Here is a 19356-nt window from a genome sequence, read left to right on the forward strand (position 1 = left end):
TTCGGGTTCTAACCCGAAACGCCACTCACGACCCGCGCTTGACCAGGGCCGAAGGCTCCTTTCACCGCATTAGACGCGGCGAAGGGAGCCTTCAGCCCACCATCGGCCCGCCCGAGAACACGCCACGTTTGACCTTCGGCTCAAAAAATGACGACACTTGCCACTCACGACCCCAGGCGGAACCGTGCATAGGGACGCCAATCGGACACCTGGTCGCCGGGAAGTGTCCCTTGTGGACACTCAAGTCGGTGTCGAACGAGGAGTGAAGGGGCCTTTCCCGGCATGCGATGAGGGGAAAGTCCCCTTCACCCTCGTGTCTGGGCCCCGGCCCCCTACCGCACGTCCACGAAGATCGGGTTCCCGTACAGCCACAGGTCTTCGAACGGGTTCGACTGCCCGATCACGTCGGCGCTCGGTTCGATCCCGCCGGGCACGTGCTTCTTGCCGTCCGTGCCGCGCGTGCGCACGAAGAACGATTCGCGCACGTCGCGGAACGTGTACCGGAAGACGACCCGCCGCCCGGGCGCCCACCGCGGCTCGAAGGACCGCACCACCCGCGTACCCGGGGCGGTCTGCGTGTCACGGTCGGCGGCCGGGCCGGTCACCGGTCCCGAAACGAGGTCGAGCCGCGCGAGCCGGGGGATCGCGCCGCCGCCGTTCGGCCGGGCCGCCAGTTTCGCCGAGACGACGACCGTGACGTCGGATCCGCGCCGGACCCGCAGCCTGCCGCCCATCGTCGCCGAGCTCCAGCCGCTGTACGCGCCGAACTCGAGTTCCTGCGCGAGCCCGCCGTGCACCACCCAGACGCGTCCCGCACGCAGGCCTTCCAACACACCTTCGTGGCTTCGGCGCGTCACACCGACCATCGTCCGGCTGAACTCGGCGGGGGCGAAGTCCGCGTACGGGGGCAGGGTCTGCGGGACGCCGGTGTCGATCGGGTCCGGGTAAGCGCCGTGCTCGTCGTAGTACCCGTCGGGGACGCCGGGCCGGACGTGGGTGTCGCCGCGGTTGTAGTGCGAGTCGGAGTTGCTGGTGATGAACCACGGCTTTCCTTCGGCCAGCAGCGAATCCCAGAGCCCGCCGACGGTCGCGGTGCTCCAGTCGAAGCCGCCGTAGGTCCGGTAGGCGGACTCGGGGAAACCCGGCCACGAGTTCGAGCCGGGGGAGTTGCCGTACCCGCCGCGCGCGCCACCGCCGCTTCCGAGCGGCTTCGGGAAGCCGTCGGCCTGCGCTCCCGGCGCGCCTTCCATTCCGATGACGATGCCGGGCGCGGCATCGCGCAACGCGCGGATCTCGTGCGGGGCGATCCGGCCGTTGCGCAGCGGATGGTTGATCACCACGACCGGCGCGTGGATCCGGCGTGCCCGCTCCTCGGCCGCGAGCCAGCGGATCGCCTCGACCGCCAGCGCCTCGTTGTCCGGCGTGCCCGTTTCCGTCCCGGTCAGCCGCCAGTCGAAGGTCCGCTCGAACTCGCGCAGTTTCGCGGCCTGGTCCGCGCCCGCCTGGAAGAACAGCGTCGCGTGCTCGGCACCCGGCACGTTCCATTCCATGCCCTGCCACAGCAGGAGATCGGGATGCGCGCGCTGCGCCGCCCTGATCGCGGCGTTCGTGCGTTCCACCGACGACTTCTCATGCGCGGCGTGGCCGTGGTCGGTGATCACCGCCCAATCCGCCCCGTGACGGCGGGCGTCGGCGGCGATTCCGTCCACTGTGTACATCGCGTCGTAGGAATACTGTGTGTGGATGTGGTGATCGCCCGCCAGCCATCGGTAGCGGTCCCGGCCGAAGAGAAGGCCGAGATCGAGATCGAGATTCAGGGCTTCCGCCGGGACGGCACCGGCGAGCGGGGCGCCGGCGGCCGCCGCCGACACGAGGCCCGCGCGCTTGAGGAATCCGCGGCGGTCGACGCCGGGTTTTTCGCTGTTCACCGGCGGGACGCTAAAGAGCTTCGCTGAACGGATGATGTCCGGACGGCGAAGGAACGGCGCCGTGTGACGATCGTCGTACACAGCCCGTCTCCCCGGGGGATGGCCGGGGAGACGGGCTTTCGAACAGACACCGAGTGTTCATGAAAACGCAGTTGTTCGCCACGAAATCCACGAAAAACGCAAAAGGCCACCGCCTGCGATCAAAGGATCGCCGACGGTGGCCTTTCGCTCACGCTCAGGAGAGCGGCACGCTCGCCACACCAGGGGCCAGGAACGGCTTGCCGTTGACCTTCTCGGACACGCCCGCCCGGTCGAGGTACGGCGTGATGCCGCCCAGCCAGAACGGCCAGCCCGCGCCGAGGATCAGGCACAGGTCGATGTCCTGCGCCTCCGCGACCACGCCCTCGTCGAGCATGATCCGGATCTCCTCCGCGATCGCCGCCAGCGCGCGGTCACGCACCTGCTCGGACGTCGACGGCGCGTCGCCCTGCTGCCAGAGCTCGGCCACCTGGGGGTCGACGGTGGCGTTGCCCTTGTCGTCCCACTGCCAGACGCCCTTCTTGCCCGCCTTGACGAAGCGGTCGAGGTTCTCGCTGACGGTGAACCGGTCCGGGAACGCCCCGTGCAGGGTCTCCCCGACGTGCAGGGCGATCGCCGGGCCGACCAGCTGCATCAGCGTCAGCGGCGTCATCGGCAGGCCCAGCGGCTCGAGCGCCTTGTCCGCGACCTCGAACGGCGTGCCCTCGTCGACGGTCACCAGCACCTCGCCGAGGAACCGCAGCAGCAGCCGGTTGACCACGAACGCGGAGGCGTCCTTGACCAGCACGCTCGACTTCTTGAGCTGCTTGCCGAGCGCGAACGCCGTCGCCAGCGCGGCGTCGTCGGTCTTCTCGGCGCGGACGATCTCCAGCAGCGGCATCACCGCGACCGGGTTGAAGAAGTGGAACCCGACCACGCGCTCCGGGTGCTTGAGCTGCGAAGCCATGGCGGTGATCGACAGCGACGAGGTGTTCGTCGCCAGGATCGCCTCGGGCGAGACGTACTGCTCCAGGTCGGCGAAGACCTTCTGCTTGACGCCCAGCTCCTCGAACACCGCCTCGATCACGAAGTCGGCGTCGGCGAACGCGGCCTTGTCGAGCGAGCCGGTGACGAGCGCCTTCAGCCGGTTCGCGCCGTCCGGCGAAACCCGCTTCTTGGCCAGCAGCTTGTCGATCTCACCGTGCACATAGGACACACCCTTGTCGACGCGTTCCTGGTCGACGTCGGTGAGCACCACGGGCACCTTGAGACGGCGGACGAACAGCAGCGCCATCTGGCTGGCCATCAGGCCCGCGCCGACGATGCCGACCTTGTTCACCTTGCGCGCCAGCGACTTGTCCGGCGCGCCCGCCGGCCGCTTGGCCCGCTTGTTGACCAGGTTGAACGAGTACAGCCCCGCGCGCAGGGTGTCGTCCATGAGCAGTTCGGCGAGCCCGTCGGTCTCGGCCGCGTAGCCGCGGTCGAGATCGTTCTCGCGGGCCAGCTCCAGCAGCTCGACGGCCTTGGTCGCACCGGGGGACGCGCCCTTCGTGCGTCCGTCCACAATGGCCTTGGCACGGGCGATCGCGGCGTCCCAGCCCGCGCCGCGGTCGATCTCGCGGCGGGCGGGGGTGATCTCGCCGTTGACGACCTTCGCCAGCCACAGCAAGGACTGCTCCAGGTAGTCGGCCGAGCCGAAGACCTCGTCGACGATGCCGAGCTCCGCCGCCTGCGCGACCTTGAGCATCTTGTTCTGCGCCAGCGCGTTCTCGATGATCACGGTGACCGCGGCGTCCGGCCCGATGAGGTTCGGCAGCAGCTGGGTGCCGCCCCAGCCCGGGAACAGGCCGAGGAAGACCTCGGGGAACGCGATCGCGGCGGTGTTCTCCGAAAGCGTGCGGTAGTGGCAGGAGAGCGCGAGTTCGAGCCCGCCGCCCATCACCGCGCCGTTGATGAACCCGAAGGTCGGGATCTCGCTCTCGGTGAGACGGCGGAACACGTCGTGCCCGGTCTGCGCGATCTCCCGCGCCAGCGCCGGATCCGCGACCGCTTCGACACCGGAAAGGTCGGCGCCGACGGCGAAGATGAACGGTTTGCCGGTGACCGCGATCGCGGCGGGTTCCGCGGCGAAGGCGGCGTCGATCGCGGCGTTGAGGCTCACCAGACCCTGCGGGCCGAAGGTGTTCGGCCGGGTGTGGTCGTGGCCGTTGTCGAGGGTGATCAGCGCGACCGGCTTGCCGAGGCCGGGCACCTTCACCAGCCGCGTGACCGCGTTCGTGACGACCTCGTCGGGGAAGGCGGCTTTCGCCTGCTCAGCGGTGAAAGTCATGTTACTTGGCCCCCTCAAAGGCCGGGTTCTCCCAGATAACGGTGCCGCCCATGCCGATACCGATGCACATGGTGGTCAGGCCGTAGCGCACGTCGGGGCGCTCGGCGAACTGACGCGAAAGCTGCGTCATCAGCCGGACGCCGGAGGACGCGAGCGGGTGACCGCAGGCGATCGCGCCGCCCCACTGGTTGACGCGGGGGTCGTCGTCGGCGATCCCGAAGTGGTCGAGGAACGCGAGCACCTGGACCGCGAACGCCTCGTTGATCTCGAACAGGCCGATGTCGTCGATCGACAGGCCGGTGCGCTTGAACAGCTTCTCGGTGGCGGGAACCGGGCCGATGCCCATGACCTCCGGCTCGACACCGGCGAAGGAGTAGCCCACCAGGCGCATGCCGATCGGCAGGCCGAGTTCGCGGGCGGTGTCCTCGTCGGCGAGCAGCGCAGCGGTGGCGCCGTCGTTGAGACCGGCCGCGTTGCCCGCGGTGATCCGGCCGTGCGGGCGGAACGGCGTCTTCAGCCCGGCGAGCTGCTCGACGGTGGTGCCCGGACGCGGCGGCTCGTCCTCGGTCGCGAGGCCCCAGCCGAGTTCCTTCGAACGCGTGGCGACCGGGACCAGCTCGGGTCCGATCTTGCCGGTCTTCACGGCTTCGGCGTACTTCTCCTGGCTGCGCGCGGCGAAGGCGTCGGTGCGCTGCTTGGTGATCTCGGGGAACCGGTCGTGCAGGTTCTCCGCGGTCTGGCCCATCACGAGCGCCGTCGGGTCGACGAGCTTGTCGGCGATGATGCGCGGGTTCGGGTCGACGCCCTCGCCCATCGGGTGGCGGCCCATGTGCTCGACGCCGCCGGCGATGGCGATGTCGTAGGCGCCGAAGCCGATCCCGCTCGCGGTCGTGGTGACCGCGGTCATCGCGCCCGCGCACATGCGGTCCAGCGCGAACCCGGGCACGGACTTGGGCAGGCCCGCCAGCAGCGCGGCGGTGCGGCCGATGGTCAGGCCCTGGTCACCGATCTGGGTGGTGGCGGCGATCGCCACCTCGTCGACGCGCTCGGGCGGCAGCTCGGGATGCCGCCGCAGCAGTTCACGGATGGCGTTGACCACGAGATCGTCGGCGCGGGTGCCGGCGTACATGCCCTTTTCGCCTGCCTTGCCGAAGGGCGTCCGCACCCCTTCGACGAAGGCGACATTGCGTACCGACCGCGCGTTCGGCGCGAGCGGTGTTGCTCCTGCGGCCACGAATGCTCCTGAAGTAGAGGTTGTCCTGACCGCACCCTAGCCCCGGTTACCCGTCGGTAACCAGGTTGGTGGCCCGGTCGAGTGGGGGAAGGCACACTCCCGTGTCCGGCAGGGGCGCGAGCCTTGGCCGCTTGGCCGATCCGGGAGCGGTGGGGAAATTGCTATGTTCGAAGTGATCAGGGGGAGGGATCACGATGAACTCGCCGGGGCCGGCCGTCACCCGTCGTGCGCTGCTGGGGATGGCGGTCCTCGCGCCGCTGACCGCCTGCACTCGCGGGACTCCGCCTCCGCCTCCTTCGTCCCCTCCGCCGCCTTCACCCTCGCGCCAGTACCACGACCGGTTGATGGAGCTGGAAAAGAAGTGCGGTGCCGAGGCCGCGAAGTACGTGACCGAAACCCTCACGTGATTGGACGCGTAACTCGCGTGATTGAAGGCGTAACTCGCGTGATTGGAGGAGTTCCGCCTTCAATCACGCGAGTTCCGTGTCCAATCACGCGAGTTCCGCGTTAGTTGCCGGTGGCGCTGGGGAGCAGGGCGGGGCAGCCGGTGGTCTTGTAGGCCGGGTCGTACTCGAAGTGCCACTTCTCGTTGTCGTAGCGGCGGCACCAGCCGAGCGCGCCACCGTGCTTGTCCGCCCAGGCCGCCGAATTCAGCGGCTGGATATCGACGGCGATTCCCTTGACGTGCATGGACGTCTCCGGTTGCAGCGCCCACTTCTTGGCCTGCTCCACGGAGCCGAACCGCTCGACGGCCTTGTCGAATTCCCGCTGCTGCTGGCTCCGGCTGCGCTTGCCGTCGTTGACGCACAGCTCGATGTTCTGTGCTTCGGCCTTGGCGCGCAGGGCGTTCCACGCGTCGATCACGTCCGGGCGCATGCCGAAGGTCTCTTCGTCGACATAGCGCTTGTCGACGGCGCAGGTCGGGCCGGTATCCGGTCCGGGAACCTCTTCGAGGACCGCGAGCGCCTGCCCGTTCACGGACTTGACGGCCACGCCGGTGGCGCCCAGCGACACCATCGCGGCCACGACGAGTCCCAGCGCCGTGAGCACGCTGATCGCGGTCCGGCGGCTGGAGGCGGATGTGGTGGGCACCACTCCGAAGCTACCCAGCGTCCGGCGGGCCGCCAGGGTTTGTGACCTTCTTCCCAGATCGCCCGGCTAGGCCAACCGAATCGGAAAACGCCTGGTGGATGGTCGTGGGTGGGGGGGGGGGGGGGGGGAAGCCAACACCCCACCAACCCCGGTACCGCAGGGGACAAATCCAAGAACCCCCCCACCAGGGACGGGTGTTCCCACCTCCCCCCCCCCCCCCCCCCCCCCACACAAAACCCCACCCCGGGGGGGGGGGGCGGGCTGGTGGGGGGGCCCCCCCCCCCCCCCCCCCCCCCCCCACCCACGACGTGACTCAGCGGCTCAAGTACCCGAGCCACCCGCCGTACTTCGTGATGTCCTCGGCACCTTCCACGGCGCCGGGTTCGCAGACGAAGCCGGACACCTCGCTCCCGTCGGCCAGCCGCACCTTTCCGATGGCCAGTGGGGCGGGAACGCCCGCCACGAACTCGCCGAAGCCGCTCAAAGGCAGGTCCCACACCTCGGCCTCGATCGGCTCGCCGCCCGAGACGACCCGGACGAGACCGGGTTTGGGCGGCACGGTGTCCAGTGCGTACAGCCGGTATTCGGCCGCCGTCGATCCGGCGAAAGCGAACCGCCCGCCACGCGACGTCAGCTCGTGGTTCAGCGGCTGTCCGCGCAGATGGGCGCCGACGACGGCGATCCGCGTCCGTCGCGGCACCGAGCGCGCGACGTCGGCGAGGATCCGATCGGCGTACGCGGGGCCGACCAGCATCACCCCGAACGGCAGCCCGGCGACGGTTCCGGCGGGCACGGCGAGCGACGACAGGCCCAGCAGGTTCGTCGAGTTCGTGAACCGGCCCAGCCGGGCGTTCACGCCCAGCGGGTCGGCCTCGACTTCGGCGATCGTCGGGTGTTCCGTCGTCGTGGGCAGCAGGAGGCAGTCCACAGTGGACAACACCGACGCCGCTTCCCGCTCCAGTTCACCGAGCCTCGCGAGGTCGGTGAACAACCGATGCGCCGGGATGTCCTTCGCCGCGCCGATGATCCGCCGCACGGCCGGATCGACGGCGTCCGGACGCGCGTCGATGAACTCACCGACCGCCGAGTACCGCTCGGCCACGAAGGCGCCTTCGTACAGCAGGCGCGCCGCGTCCAGGAACGCCGATATGTCGACAGTGACCAGCTCGGCTCCCGCGTCTCGGAACTCGTGAGCCGCCGCGGAGAACGCTTCCGCCCACCCGTCCTGCAAGAGGCCCAGCTCCCGAGGAACACCGATCCGGAAAGGTCGGTTCAGCACCGGAAGGTCCCGAGGTTCACTGAGACAGGCGAGCGCGGCCGTCGCCTCGTCGACCGTCCGCGCGAACACCGTGACGCAGTCGATGCTCGCGCACGCGGGCACGACACCGGTCGTCGGCAGCAGCCCGCGCGTCGGCTTCAGCCCGACGATCCCGTTGAACGCCGCCGGGACCCGGCCCGATCCGGCGGTATCCGTGCCCAGCGCGAGATCCGCGATCCCGAGCGCCACCGCGACCGCCGAGCCCGAACTCGAACCGCCCGAAACGTACGCCGGATCGACCGCGTTCCGGACCGCGCCGTGCGGGCTGCGCGTGCCGACCAGCCCGGTCGCGAACTGGTCCAGATTGGTCGTGCCCAGGATCAGCGCCCCGGCCGCGCGCAGCCGCGCCACCACCGGCGCGTCCTCGTCCGGCAGGTAGGCGTACTCGGGGCACGCCGCCGTCGTCGGCAGCCCGGCGACGTCGATGTTGCCTTTGACCGCGGCGAGTTTTCCATACAGCGGCAAGGATTCCCCCGCCGCACGACGGGCTTCCAGCTTCTCCGCGTCGGCGAACACGTCCGCCTCGGGACGCAGGTCGATCCAGATCTCGGGCCGGTCGACCCGCGCGATCCGGTGGTACGCGGCGCGCACCCGCTCCAGCACGCTCATCCCGCGCTCCTTCCCAGTACCACCAGCGGCGTGCCGGGGGCGACCTGATCACCGGGCGAGACGAGGACCTCGAGGACCTCGCCGTCGGCGGGCGCGGGGATCCGCGCCTCGGTCTTCATCGCTTCGAGGATCACCAGTGTCTCGGCCGAGCCGACCTTCCCGCCGGGTTCGACGTCCACTCGCCACACGGTCGCCGCGAACGGTGCCTCGACGACGTGCCCACCGGGTGGGGCCTCGACCTTCGTGGTCGGGACCTTCGCGCCGACGGGTTCCGGGCGCGGATCGAACTCACCCGCCGCCGCCCAAGCCTGCCGTTCCGCCTCGAACGCCGCGCTCTGTTTCGCCCGGAAGGAGGCGATGTCGGCCGCGTTGTCGGCCAGGAACCGCTCGTGATCGGCGAGCGCGAACTCGCCGTCGGTGATGTCGAGTTCCAGTTCCCCCGCCGAGCTCCGTGCCCTCAGATCCAGCAGTTCCTCCGCGCTCACCGGGTACCACGAGATCCGGTCGAAGAACCGCAGCAGCCACGGCGAACCCGGTTCGAACGACCCGCGTTGCCGCCAGCCGCTCCACACCTGCACGGTCCGCCCGACGAATTGGTAGCCGCCGGGGCCTTCCATCCCGTAGATGCACAGGTACGAGCCGCCGATGCCGACGGAGTTCTCCGCGGTCCAGGTGCGGGCCGGGTTGTACTTCGTGGTCACCAGCCGGTGCCGCGGGTCCAGGGGAGTGGCCACCGGCGCGCCGAGATAGACGTCGCCGAGGCCGAGCACCAGGTACTCCGCGTCGAACACCGTGCGGTAGACATCGTCCACACTGGACAGACCGTTGACCCGCCGGATGAACTCGATGTTCCACGGGCACCACGGCGCGTCGTCGCGCACGCCCGCCATGTACCGCTCGGTCGCCTCGCGTGTCGCCGGATCGTCCCAGGACAACGGCAGCCGCACGGTCCGGCTCGGCACCACGAGATCGGCGGTGCGCGGCAGATCGTGCTCCACCTCCTGCACGAGACCGAGCAGTTTCGGCACCGGCAGCACATCCGGATCGACGTGCACCTGCAACGAGCGGATGCCCGGGGTCAGGTCGACGACACCGTCGAGGCCCTCCGTGGCCAGCCTGTCGGCCAGGGCGTGGACCCGCATCCGCAGGGCCAGGTCGAGTTTCATCGGCCCGTACTCGATCAGCAGGTTGTCGTCGCCGCTGCGCCGGTAGGTGACCTCGGGATTCTCGTCCGATGTGGACAGACGGCCGAGGATGCCGCCGTCGTCGATCGGCTTCCGGCTCGCCTTGACCGCCGTCGACGGCTCGTCCCGCAGCGCGCCCGCGTGCTCGGTGGTGATCGGCACGAACCGCACGGTGTCGCCCGGCCGCAGCTGGCCGAGTTTCCACCGCTGCCCGGTCACCACGGTCGCCGGGCAGACGAACCCGCCGAGGCTCGGCCCGTCCGGGCCCAGCAGGATCGGCAGATCGCCGGTGTAGTCGACGGCGCCGATCGCGTACGGCGTGTCGTGGATGTTCGACGGGTGCAGGCCCGCCTCGCCGCCGTCCTCCCGCGCCCAGCGCGGCCGTGGCCCGACGAGCCGGACGCCGGTCCGCGCGGAGTTGAAGTGCACCTCCCAATCGGTGGCGTAGAACGTCTCGACGTCGTCCGGAGTGAAGAACTCCGGCGCCGCGTGCGGCCCCTCGGCCGCGCCGATCTCCCAGTGTGTGGCGAAGACCGGACGTTCGGCCTCGGGAACCGGTCCGGTGACGGCGTTCTCCGGAAGCGGCCCGGGAGAGAGGACGTCGCCGGTCGCCAGCGCGCGCCCGCCATGCCCGCCGAAACCGCCGAGCGTGAACGTCGCCGCGCTGCCGAGGAAGTCCGGCACGTCGATCCCACCGCGGACGAGGACGTACGCGCGGAGCCCGGCGGTCCCGGTGCCGACGTCGAGCACGCCGCCCGCGGGGATCTCGACCGGTGTCCACTGTGGAACAGAGGTACCGTCGACGGTCACCGGCGACGGCGATCCCGTGACGCAAACGATTGCGTCTTCGGTGAACCGCAGCGATACACCGTCCACGGTGCACTCCAGGCCGGCTGCGCCTTCGGGATTGCCCAGCGCGCGGTTGCCCAGGCGCAGCGACAGATCGTCCATCGGCCCGTTCGGCGGGACACCCACGTGCCAGAACCCCAGCCGCCCCGGCCAATCCTGGACGGTGGTCATCGTGCCGCCCCGCAGGACTTCGATCCGCGGCTCGGGATCGACGATCGTGTCGAGCGTCGCGGTGTCGTGCGTGACCTCGCGCAGCCGCTCGTCGGCGGCGACCGCGCGCAGCTGGCCGAGGTTCGTCCGGACGCCGTCCACCCGGCTCTCGCCGAGCGCCTCGCCCAAGGCAGCCAGCGCCTCGGCCCGGTCCGCGCCGATGGTGATCACCTTGGCGAGCAACGGGTCGTAATGCGTCGTCACGGTCGCCCCGGCCTCGACCCAGGTGTCGACCCGGACGCCTTCGGGGAAGTCGGCGCGGGTCAGCAGGCCCGCGCTGGGCCGGTGCCCGGCGGCCGGATCCTCGGCGTAGACCCGTGCCTCGATCGCGTGCCCGCGAGGCGAAAGCGCGGCGGCGAACATCCCGGTGTCACCGTCGGCGAGCCGGAGCATCCACGAGACCAGGTCGATGCCGTAGACCGCCTCGGTGACCGGATGTTCGACCTGCAGCCTCGTGTTGACTTCGAGGAACGCGGCCTCTTCCCGCTCCGGGTCGTAGATGAACTCGACCGTCCCGGCCGACCGATAGCGCACCGAAGCGCAGAGGTCGACGGCAGCCGACACCAGTTTCTCCCGCACCGCTTCGGAAAGCCCCGGTGCGGGGCACTCTTCGAGCACCTTTTGATTGCGTCGCTGCAGGGTGCAGTCCCGCGTGCCCAGCGCCAGCACCTCACCCGTACCGTCGCCGAACACCTGGACCTCGACGTGCCGCGCGCGCGTCACGAGCCGCTCGAGGAACACGCCCGAGGTCGAGAAGCTCTTGGCCGCGATGCTCTGCACCGCCTCCCAGGCGTCGCGGAGTTCTTCGGCGGACGCGCAGGCCCGCATGCCGATCCCGCCGCCACCGCCGGTGGCCTTGAGCATGACGGGATAGCCGATCTCGACGGCCGCCGCTTCGGCGTCGGCCAGGGTGGCCAGCAGCCCGGTGCCCGGCAGTAGCGGGACGCCGGCTTCGACGGCCTTCTCCCGTGCGGTGTGCTTGCTGCCGAAGACTTCGAGATGATCCGCGGTGGGACCGGCGAACCGGATCCCGGCCGCCTCCACCGCCCTGGCGAAAGCGGCGTCCTCGGACAGGAAGCCGTAGCCGGGGTGGATCGTGTCCGCGCCGGTCTTCAGCGCGGCTTCGATGATGGCGTCGCCGAGGAGATAACTCTCCCTCGCCGGCGCCGGGCCGAGCCGGACGGCTTCGTCGGAAAGCCGGACGTGCGCGGCCGTACGGTCGGCGTCGGAATGGACGGCGACCGTCGGAATGCCCATCTCCCTTGCCGTCCGGATGATCCGGACCGCGATTTCCCCCCGGTTGGCGACGAGCAGCTTCACGCGCCACCGCCGGTGACGATCATCCGGACCGGCGTCGGGTCGAAGCCGTTGCACGGATTGTTGATCTGCGGGCAGTTCGACACCAGCACGAGCACGTCGGTCTCGGCGCGCAGCTTGACTTCGAGACCGGGCGCGGAGATGCCGTCGACGATGCCGAGCGTGCCGTCCTGTTCCACCGGCACGTTCATGTACCAGTTGACGTTGCTGACCAGATCCCGTTTGCCGAGACCCCATTTCGCGCCCTCGGTCAGGAAGTTCTCGACGCAGGCGTGCTGGTACCGCGTGTGCTGGCCGTAGCGGAGGCTGTTCGATTCCTTGCTGCAGGCGCCGCCGATCGTGTCGTGCCGTCCGCAGGTGTCCTCGACCACGGTCAGCAGCGGCGCGCCCTCGCCGGTGCGCAGCACACTGCCGGTGGTGAGGAAGATGTTGCGCTGCGCGGAGATCGTGGCGGCCGCGCTGTATCGCTTCGCCGTGTCCGCGGCGTCGTAGCAGAGGAAGTCGACGGCCTGGTTGCCGCCGAGATCGATGATCGCGAGCGTTTCGCCCTCGCGGAGCACGGTGGAGTACGGTGCCCGCGCGGCGACCTCGGTGTCGGAGATGATCGTCGTCATGCCAGGCCCCTAGCGGTGAGGTAGTCGGCGGTGTTCTCGAAGGCGCGCTGTGCCTCGGGTGACGCGGTCCATTCATAACTGTCCGGAGTGGACGGTGTGGAGCGCTGGGCGAAGACGCGCAGCGGGGTGACCGGGGAGTCGGGGCGCGGGTCGAGCGGATGCGCGACGTTGGCGATGAGGACGACCACCGGAAGTTCCGTGCGCAGGATCACGGACTTGCCTGGACCGGCCGAACCGGTGAAGGTCAGCCCGCCGTCGGTCTCCACGTGGACGCCCTGGAAGAAGGACAGGCTCGGCGGCAGATCGCGCGGCGTGAGGCCGTGTTTGGCGGCGGCGAGGGTGAAAAGTGCCAATCCGTCCACAGTGGACGTGCCGCAGAGGGCGTCGTGCTTGCCGCTCTCGTCGGTGACGACGGTCGCCAGCACCCGCGCCTGGTCGGAAAGCAGTGCGATCGACTCGCCGAGATAGGCGTTCCACTGGACCTTCACCGTGTCCGCGACGTTCAGCCGCTCCCAGGGCTGGTCGGCGTTGAACAGCAGCACATGCGCGCAGGCGTCGCCCTCGACGTCGGTCAGCCGCAGTTCGGTGCCGCGGGCGAGGACCTTGTGGGTGTAGCCGCCGCCGGCGACGGTCTCAGCCCAGACCAGCTTCGCCGGGTCGATCCCGGGCGGCGGGTCCGGCCAGGTGGACGCGGGGATGGCGGGCATCGCCTCGGTCACCGTGCCCGCCTGGGCGCGGGCGTGGTCGCGAGCGCCGTACGTGGTCGATGTCGTGCTCATGGAACCTTCCTTCAGGTCGCGGGGACGGGAACCGTGGTGAGCGCGGAGCGGCGGCGCCAGCAGAGGTAGCCGGTGAGCAGCGCGGCGCCGACGAACTCGATCGGGAACAACAGGACCCAGACGGAACCGGTGCCCGCCAGGTCGTAGATCCCGGCTCGTGGCCAGGCGATGTTGACGATCATCATCGCGCCGTACCCTACTGCCGCGATGTTGACCGGAATAGCCCATCGCCCCAAGGAGAAATGGCCGGGTTCGGCGGTGAAACGCCCTTGACGGCGCCGGATCAGCAGCGGTCCGGTCACCAGCAGATAGGCGAGGTAGACCACGACCACCGAAGTGCCGGTGATCGTGCTGAAGATCGTCGGATTCCCCAGATTCAGCAGAAGCAGGCCGATGGCGAGCACCCCGGACAGCACCGCGGGCGCGATCGGCGTGCCGGTGCGGGCGTTCACCGCGGAAAGGCGTTTGGCGCCGGGGAGCGCGCCGTCGCGGGCCATCGAGTAGATCAGCCGGACGGTGCCGGTCTGGATGGTCAGCGTGCACACGACGACCGCGATGGCGACGTCGGCGAGGAAGACCCGGCCGAGGGTGTCACCGAAGACGGCCGTGATCACGTACGGCAGGCCTTTCCCGGCCAGCTGCCCGTCGGTCAGGCTCGGTGCCGCCATCAGCGCGGTGAGGACGACGGCCAGCCCGCCGATCCCGGAGATCAGCAGCGCCCGGAGTACCGCGCGCGGGGCGGTGCGGCGCGCGTCCTTGGTCTCCTCGGCGACCGAGGCTGCGGTGTCGAAGCCGTACAGCACGTACGCGGCCATCAACGCCGAAGCGAGGACGCCGCCCGCTCCCGGGCTTCCGCCCGCGGGCTGGAGCACGACCTGCGGACCGCGGACGGCGAACATCGCGAGACCGGCGATCAGCACCAGGACGCCGACGAGTTCGGCCGCGACGCCGATGTCGTTGATCCGCGCCATGAGCCGTACGCCGCCCGCGTTGATCGCGGTGGTGAGGACGATCAGCAGGGTGCCGAGCAGGACCGCGTTGCTGGCACCGGTCGGGGAGGTGATCGCCGGATCCCCGCCGGCGAGCTGGAACCCGCTCCAGACCGACGGGAGGACGACCTGCAGCGCGATCGCGGCACCGGCGAGCGCCACGACACACCCCACCAGCATCATCCAGCCGGCGAGCCACCCCGGGAATCCGGGGGAGAGGTGTTTCGCCCACTGGTAAACCGATCCCGCCAGCGGGAATCGGGCGGCGAGTTCGGCGAAGTTGAGCGCGACGAGCAATTGTCCGGCGATCACCAGCGGCCATGTCCAGAAGAAGAGCGTGTCGCCGAAGGAATAGCCGAAGGCGAACAGCTGGAACACCGTCGTAAGGATGGAAACGAAGGAGAAACCGGCGGCGAAGGCGGAGAAACCGCCCAGTGTCCGGCGGAGTTCCTGGCGGTACCCGAAGGCGGAAAGGTCTTCGGAAGGCATTTGCGGAGGCTCCTGTCTCAAGGGCCGGATTTCGATCGGCTGACCGAAATTAAGCGCGTGCGGGATCCTTCCGATCTCCGCCGGGTAAGCGCGGTGTTAACAGATACCGGATTCGGTAACCTGGGCCGACCACCGGACGTAACAAAGATCTTCGCGGAGAAATGGCAGGATCGGATAGATGACGAAAACGACCGGGGTGGGCAGACCGAGAGCCAGCGGTGCCGCGGCGAGCAAGCGGGAGGCGCGGCTCGCCGTCTTGGACGCGGCGGGGGAGCTGTTCACCGGCGCCGGCTACGCGGCGACGACCACACGGGCCATCGCCGAACGCGCCGGACTGCGCCAGGCGTCGCTCTACTACCACTTTCCGTCCAAAGAGGACATTCTCGCGGCGCTGCTGGAGGACACCGTCCGGCCGTCGCTGGACGTCGCGGGCGGGCTTTCGGCCAAGCTCGCGCCGGTCGGCACACGGCTGTGGGCGCTGGCCTACGCGGACATCCATCTGCTCGGCAGCGCGCGGCACAATCTCGGCGCCCTGTACCTGCTGCCGGAGATCTCGTCGCCGCGGCTGGGGCGATTCCGGGCCGAACGGGCGGAGCTCAAGCGCGTCTACGGCTCGCTCGTCGCGGCGGCGGGCGTCGCCGCCGCTCTCCAGGAGATCCGGACCGACCTCGTGTTCGGGCTCGTCGAGAGCATCGCGATCGTCCGGCGTGACCAGCCGGATCTGGACGTCGAGGCGCACGCCGTCGAAGGGGCCGACGGCGTGCTGAGGCTCGCCGGGCTCGGAGAACCGGACGCCGGGCTGCGCGGAGCCGCGCGGGCGCTACTGGAGGGCTGAAGCCGGTTCAGGCGGCGGCGGAGGAGTGGAGCGCCTTGCTCAGCGCCGCCACGGTCAGCTCGACCTGCCACGGCCGGGCACCGCCGTCGCGCAGGACCTGGGCGACGGAATCCTCGCTCAGGTCCGCGGGCGGACGCCAGCAGGTGCGGCGCACCAGCTCCGGCAGCAGCAGGTTCTCCACCGGCAGCCGCCGGTCCTCAGCGATGGCGGACAGCGCCGCGCGGGCGGCGGAAAGCCGGGCGGCGGCGTCGGGATCCTTGTCGGACCACCGGTTCACCGGCGGCGGTCCGTCGGTCTGCTGGGAGGGGGTCGGCAGTTCGTCGGCGGGAAGCGCGCGGGCGGCCTGCAGATGCCGCAGCCAGCTCGCGGTGTACTTGCGCTGTACCCGGCCGCTGAACACCGGCAGCGCCTGAAGCTGCTCGACGGTCTTCGGGTCGGCGGTGACGGCGTTGATGATCGCGCTGTCGGGCAGGATCCGGCTCGGCGCGCGGTCGCGTTTGCGGGCGAGTTCGTCGCGCGCCTGCCACAGTTCGCGCACGGCGGCGAGGCCGCGGGCGCTGCGGATCTTGTGCACGCCGGACGTCCGGCGCCACGGCTCGGCCCGCGGGGCGGGCGGCGGCGCGGTGCGGACGGCCTCGAATTCCTGCTGGGCCCATTCGAGCTTGCCCTGGGCGGCCAAGTCGGCTTCGAGCTTCTCTCGTAGTTCGATGAGCAGCTCGACGTCGAGGGCGGCGTAGTTCAGCCAGTCGACGGGAAGCGGGCGCTTCGACCAGTCGGCGGCGCTGTGCCCCTTCTCCAGCTGGTAGCCGAGGAGGAGTTCGACGAGGGTGCCGAGGGCGACCCGTTCGTACCCGGCGAGCCGTCCGGCGAGCTCGGTGTCGAACAGGCTCTTCGGGTGCAGGTCGAGTTCGGCGAGGCACGGCAGGTCCTGAGAGGCCGCGTGCAACACCCATTCGGCGTTGTTGAGCACTTCCGCGAGGGGTTCGAGCTGCCCTTCGAGCGGAATGGGGTCGATGAGGAACGAGCCGGCACCTTCGCGGCGCAGCTGCACGAGATAGGCCTTCGGCCAGTATCGGTAGCCGGACGCGCGTTCGGTGTCCACGGCGATGGCCCCGCTGCCGCCGGCGATCTTCGCGCAGGCTTCGGCGAGGGCTGTCGCGTCGGCGATCACGGGTGGAGTGCCCTCGGCGGGCTCACGCAGGAGGACCGGTCCACCGGTGTCATCGGTGCCGGTCTTCGGGTCCGTCTGCGGTTCTCCGGGTCGGTCGCCTTCCATAGGTGAAGACCCTACGGGACGAGCGGACCGCGCCTGGTCCGCCCGCCCCGCAGGGCTGTTCGCCTTTGTCAGCGGATCACGCCGGCACGCATGGCCAGCGCCACCATCTGAGCCCGGTCACCCGTGCCGAGCTTGCGCCCGATGCGGGAGAGGTGAGACTTCACCGTGAGAGCGGAGAGGCTGAGTTCCTCACCGATCTCCTTGTTGCTCTGGCCGTCGGCCACGAGCTGCAGCACCTCGACCTCGCGCGCCGAAAGCTCGCGCGGGGTGTTGTCGGTGCCGGCGACCCGGGTGCCGGTGGCCAAGACCGGTGCGACGCTCGGGTCCGCGTAGACGCCGCCCTCGAGCACCCTGCGGACGCCGTCGGTCACTACGACCGGCGATGCCGACTTGAGCAGGTATGCCTGGGCGCCGGCCTGGAACGCCGACCTGACCGCGTACGGGTCGTCTGATGAAGCGAGCACCACTACTCGAGGCCAGCCGTGGCTACGGAGTTCCGTAACCAGCTCGATGCCGCTGCCATCCGGCAGTCCGAGATCGAGGATCGCCAGGTCACAAGGCCCAGTGGCCTGTGCTCGCGCCCTCGCCTCGGCCACCGTGGCGGCCTCGTGGACGGTGCCCGCACCCATCTGTGCGAGTCTTGCTGAGATTGCCTCCCTCAACAGCGGGTGGTCATCGACCACCAACACGGAAAAAAGCTCTTCCCGCGGGTGCGGAACCATGCTCGCCGGCAATGAACCGGCTGGCGTGGATCGGACGGCCTGAGAAATGCCGACGGTAGCCACGTCACTACCTCCCTGGAGTCGGTCGTGCCCCCCGACCGGCACCGGGACTTTCGGCCGTTTAGCCGCGCCAGCTTTAGACCGAAAGTGGTGTCGTCGATGGCACTGTAGCCGCCCTGAGGCCTTCACGGGGGGATCGAATGGGTATCTATCTCAAACCAGTGGTCACTCAGGGAGTTCGTAGTAACACGATCGGGCTAGTACACAGCCGGTGGCTAACGCATCGCCGAACGAACACGATGCACTGGGGATACCGGGGCCCAACCGACTGTGCAGATGAGCCGTGCACCTGCCGGTGCCTCTGCCCGGGACGCTCGGTGGGCGGGGTGCCGGGGCCCGGAAAACGTCCCCGGCATGGGGCTTGATCAACTTCGCGGAGAGTCATGATCGCTCCGTTCGGTGACCGCGATGGTCACGCTCCGGAAGCGTCTCGGGGTGCCTTCGGCCGGTTTTGATCTTGTTGCGGACGGTGACTGTCGGGTTAGCACGAACGGGGTGGTCCAGACCTCTGAACGACCGGCTCTGCGCTGGTAGGAGCTGGTCTAGTCCAGATGGCGGCGAAGCGACTTTCGGCGGCGTACAGACGCTCCGAGGAGCTCGCGGATGGCGTAAGCGAAGGCGCCCTCGGCCGCCTCGGCGCATCGCAGCTGTCCGTGAAGGCCTCCTTGCCTACCTTGAGGGTAGTGAAGGAGGCCTTCACGGATCCGCGACGGGGAGCAAGGGACCTTTGCTACCGCGCTAGCTTTCCTAGCGGCGCTAGATGGCCGAAGTTCGCAATATAACCCGAATGCCATGTCTCGATTGATGGGAACCCGGCGTGTCGGGCGGGTGCGGAGAGTCCGTGAAGGCCTCCTTGAGGGACCCAGAGTCCCTCAAGGAGGCCTTCACGGACTTGAAGCTGGGTTCAGGAGGACTGGCGCTGCTCGAACAGCGTCACGCCGACCGGCGGCAGCCCCACGACGCTCGCCATCACCTGGCAGAAGGCCTGACCGTGCGCCCGCAGCGCGGCGTCGGTCGGCGTCCAGGACGCCCGGAGTTCCAGATCGTCGGTGCGCGCGGGCCCGGAGATGTCGCCGAAGCGGGCCGAAGACGTCTCGGTGACCGTGCCGCCCAGCGCCGTCCACTCCGCGCCGGAGCTCTCCAGCGCGTCGGTCAGCCATGACCAGCCCACGGCGGGCAGGAAGGGATCGGTCGCCAGTTCCCGGTCGAGTTCCGCGCGGACGTACATGACCAGCCGCAGGACCCCGTCCCAGCCCTCTTGCCCCTCCGGATCGTGCAGCAGCACCAGCCGCCCCGACGCCAGCACGTCCGCCGGCCCTTCCACCTCGCAGCTCACCGCGTAGGACCACGGCGCCAGGCGCTGCGGCGGGCGCATCGTCTCCAGCTGGACTTCAGGGCGGGGCCGGACCGATTGCAACGCCGCGACGGCTTCACGGAAGAGATCGGGTACTGACGTCATCGCGGTCACCAACCGACTGTAAGACGCGATCGTCCGGTTCGGGGC

General features: G+C 69.7%; 14 protein-coding genes. 2 read left to right on the plus strand and 12 right to left on the minus strand.

The window, feature by feature from the left end; translation table 11 throughout:
* Positions 1-332 precede the first annotated feature (332 nt).
* From ACIRGA_RS10835 to ACIRGA_RS10845, 3 genes are all read right to left on the minus strand, one after another.
* A complete protein-coding gene (locus ACIRGA_RS10835) occupies positions 333-1928 on the minus strand; it encodes a histidinol-phosphatase (RefSeq protein WP_400939215.1) in 1596 nt (531 codons plus the stop codon).
* Positions 1929-2163: 235 nt separating this feature from the next.
* Positions 2164-4275: a 3-hydroxyacyl-CoA dehydrogenase NAD-binding domain-containing protein gene (locus ACIRGA_RS10840; protein ID WP_400939217.1), complete on the minus strand. Its 2112-nt coding sequence runs from the start codon at positions 4273-4275 to the stop codon at positions 2164-2166.
* A 1-nt stretch (position 4276) separates the two neighbouring features.
* Positions 4277-5509, minus strand: a complete 1233-nt coding sequence (locus tag ACIRGA_RS10845; RefSeq protein ID WP_340683236.1) for a thiolase family protein — start codon at positions 5507-5509, stop codon at positions 4277-4279.
* Positions 5510-5703: 194 nt separating this feature from the next.
* Between ACIRGA_RS10845 and ACIRGA_RS10850 the strand changes: the two genes are divergently transcribed.
* On the plus strand, positions 5704-5916 hold the full coding sequence (locus tag ACIRGA_RS10850; RefSeq protein WP_400939220.1) for a hypothetical protein: 213 nt from the start codon (positions 5704-5706) through the stop codon (positions 5914-5916).
* 100 nt (positions 5917-6016) lie between these two features.
* Here the strand turns inward: ACIRGA_RS10850 and ACIRGA_RS10855 are convergent, their stop codons facing one another.
* The 6 genes from ACIRGA_RS10855 to ACIRGA_RS10880 all read right to left on the minus strand — a co-directional run bounded on the left by ACIRGA_RS10855 (position 6017) and on the right by ACIRGA_RS10880 (position 14959).
* Complete coding sequence (locus ACIRGA_RS10855) at positions 6017-6604, minus strand: D-alanyl-D-alanine carboxypeptidase family protein (protein WP_400939223.1); 588 nt, start codon at positions 6602-6604, stop codon at positions 6017-6019.
* Between the two features lie 310 nt (positions 6605-6914).
* Positions 6915-8528: an allophanate hydrolase gene (atzF, locus tag ACIRGA_RS10860; protein WP_400939226.1), complete on the minus strand. Its 1614-nt coding sequence runs from the start codon at positions 8526-8528 to the stop codon at positions 6915-6917.
* Positions 8525-12091, minus strand: coding sequence for an urea carboxylase (gene uca / locus ACIRGA_RS10865; RefSeq protein ID WP_400939228.1), 3567 nt, complete (start codon positions 12089-12091; stop codon positions 8525-8527). Before uca ends, atzF begins: the two co-directional genes overlap by 4 nt.
* Positions 12088-12702 (minus strand): urea amidolyase associated protein UAAP2, encoded by a 615-nt coding sequence (locus ACIRGA_RS10870; RefSeq protein ID WP_400939230.1) that lies wholly within the window; start codon positions 12700-12702, stop codon positions 12088-12090. Before ACIRGA_RS10870 ends, uca begins: the two co-directional genes overlap by 4 nt.
* Positions 12699-13481, minus strand: a complete 783-nt coding sequence (locus ACIRGA_RS10875) for a DUF1989 domain-containing protein (protein WP_400939233.1) — start codon at positions 13479-13481, stop codon at positions 12699-12701. The genes ACIRGA_RS10870 and ACIRGA_RS10875 overlap by 4 nt, the downstream gene beginning before the upstream one ends.
* 11 nt (positions 13482-13492) lie before the next feature.
* Positions 13493-14959 carry an amino acid permease gene (locus tag ACIRGA_RS10880; protein WP_400939235.1) on the minus strand — a complete coding sequence of 489 codons (1467 nt, stop codon included), beginning with the start codon at positions 14957-14959 and terminating at the stop codon, positions 13493-13495.
* Positions 14960-15137: 178 nt separating this feature from the next.
* Here ACIRGA_RS10880 and ACIRGA_RS10885 point away from each other — a divergent pair, with 178 nt between their 5' ends.
* A complete protein-coding gene (locus ACIRGA_RS10885) occupies positions 15138-15794 on the plus strand; it encodes a TetR/AcrR family transcriptional regulator (RefSeq protein WP_400939237.1) in 657 nt (218 codons plus the stop codon).
* A 7-nt stretch (positions 15795-15801) separates the two neighbouring features.
* Here ACIRGA_RS10885 and ACIRGA_RS10890 read toward each other — a convergent pair whose 3' ends face one another.
* The 3 genes from ACIRGA_RS10890 to ACIRGA_RS10900 all read right to left on the minus strand — a co-directional run bounded on the left by ACIRGA_RS10890 (position 15802) and on the right by ACIRGA_RS10900 (position 19320).
* Positions 15802-17070: an HRDC domain-containing protein gene (locus tag ACIRGA_RS10890; RefSeq protein WP_400939239.1), complete on the minus strand. Its 1269-nt coding sequence runs from the start codon at positions 17068-17070 to the stop codon at positions 15802-15804.
* Between the two features lie 68 nt (positions 17071-17138).
* The gene (locus tag ACIRGA_RS10895) at positions 17139-17855 is read right to left on the minus strand and encodes a response regulator transcription factor (RefSeq protein ID WP_034318331.1); all 717 of its coding nucleotides are present in this window, start codon (positions 17853-17855) and stop codon (positions 17139-17141) included.
* 901 nt (positions 17856-18756) lie between these two features.
* Positions 18757-19320 (minus strand): DUF3000 domain-containing protein, encoded by a 564-nt coding sequence (locus ACIRGA_RS10900; RefSeq protein ID WP_400939241.1) that lies wholly within the window; start codon positions 19318-19320, stop codon positions 18757-18759.
* Positions 19321-19356 lie beyond the last annotated feature (36 nt).

The organism is Amycolatopsis sp. NPDC102389 (assembly GCF_044765885.1).
In the GTDB taxonomy this organism is placed as follows: Bacteria; Actinomycetota; Actinomycetes; order Mycobacteriales; family Pseudonocardiaceae; genus Amycolatopsis.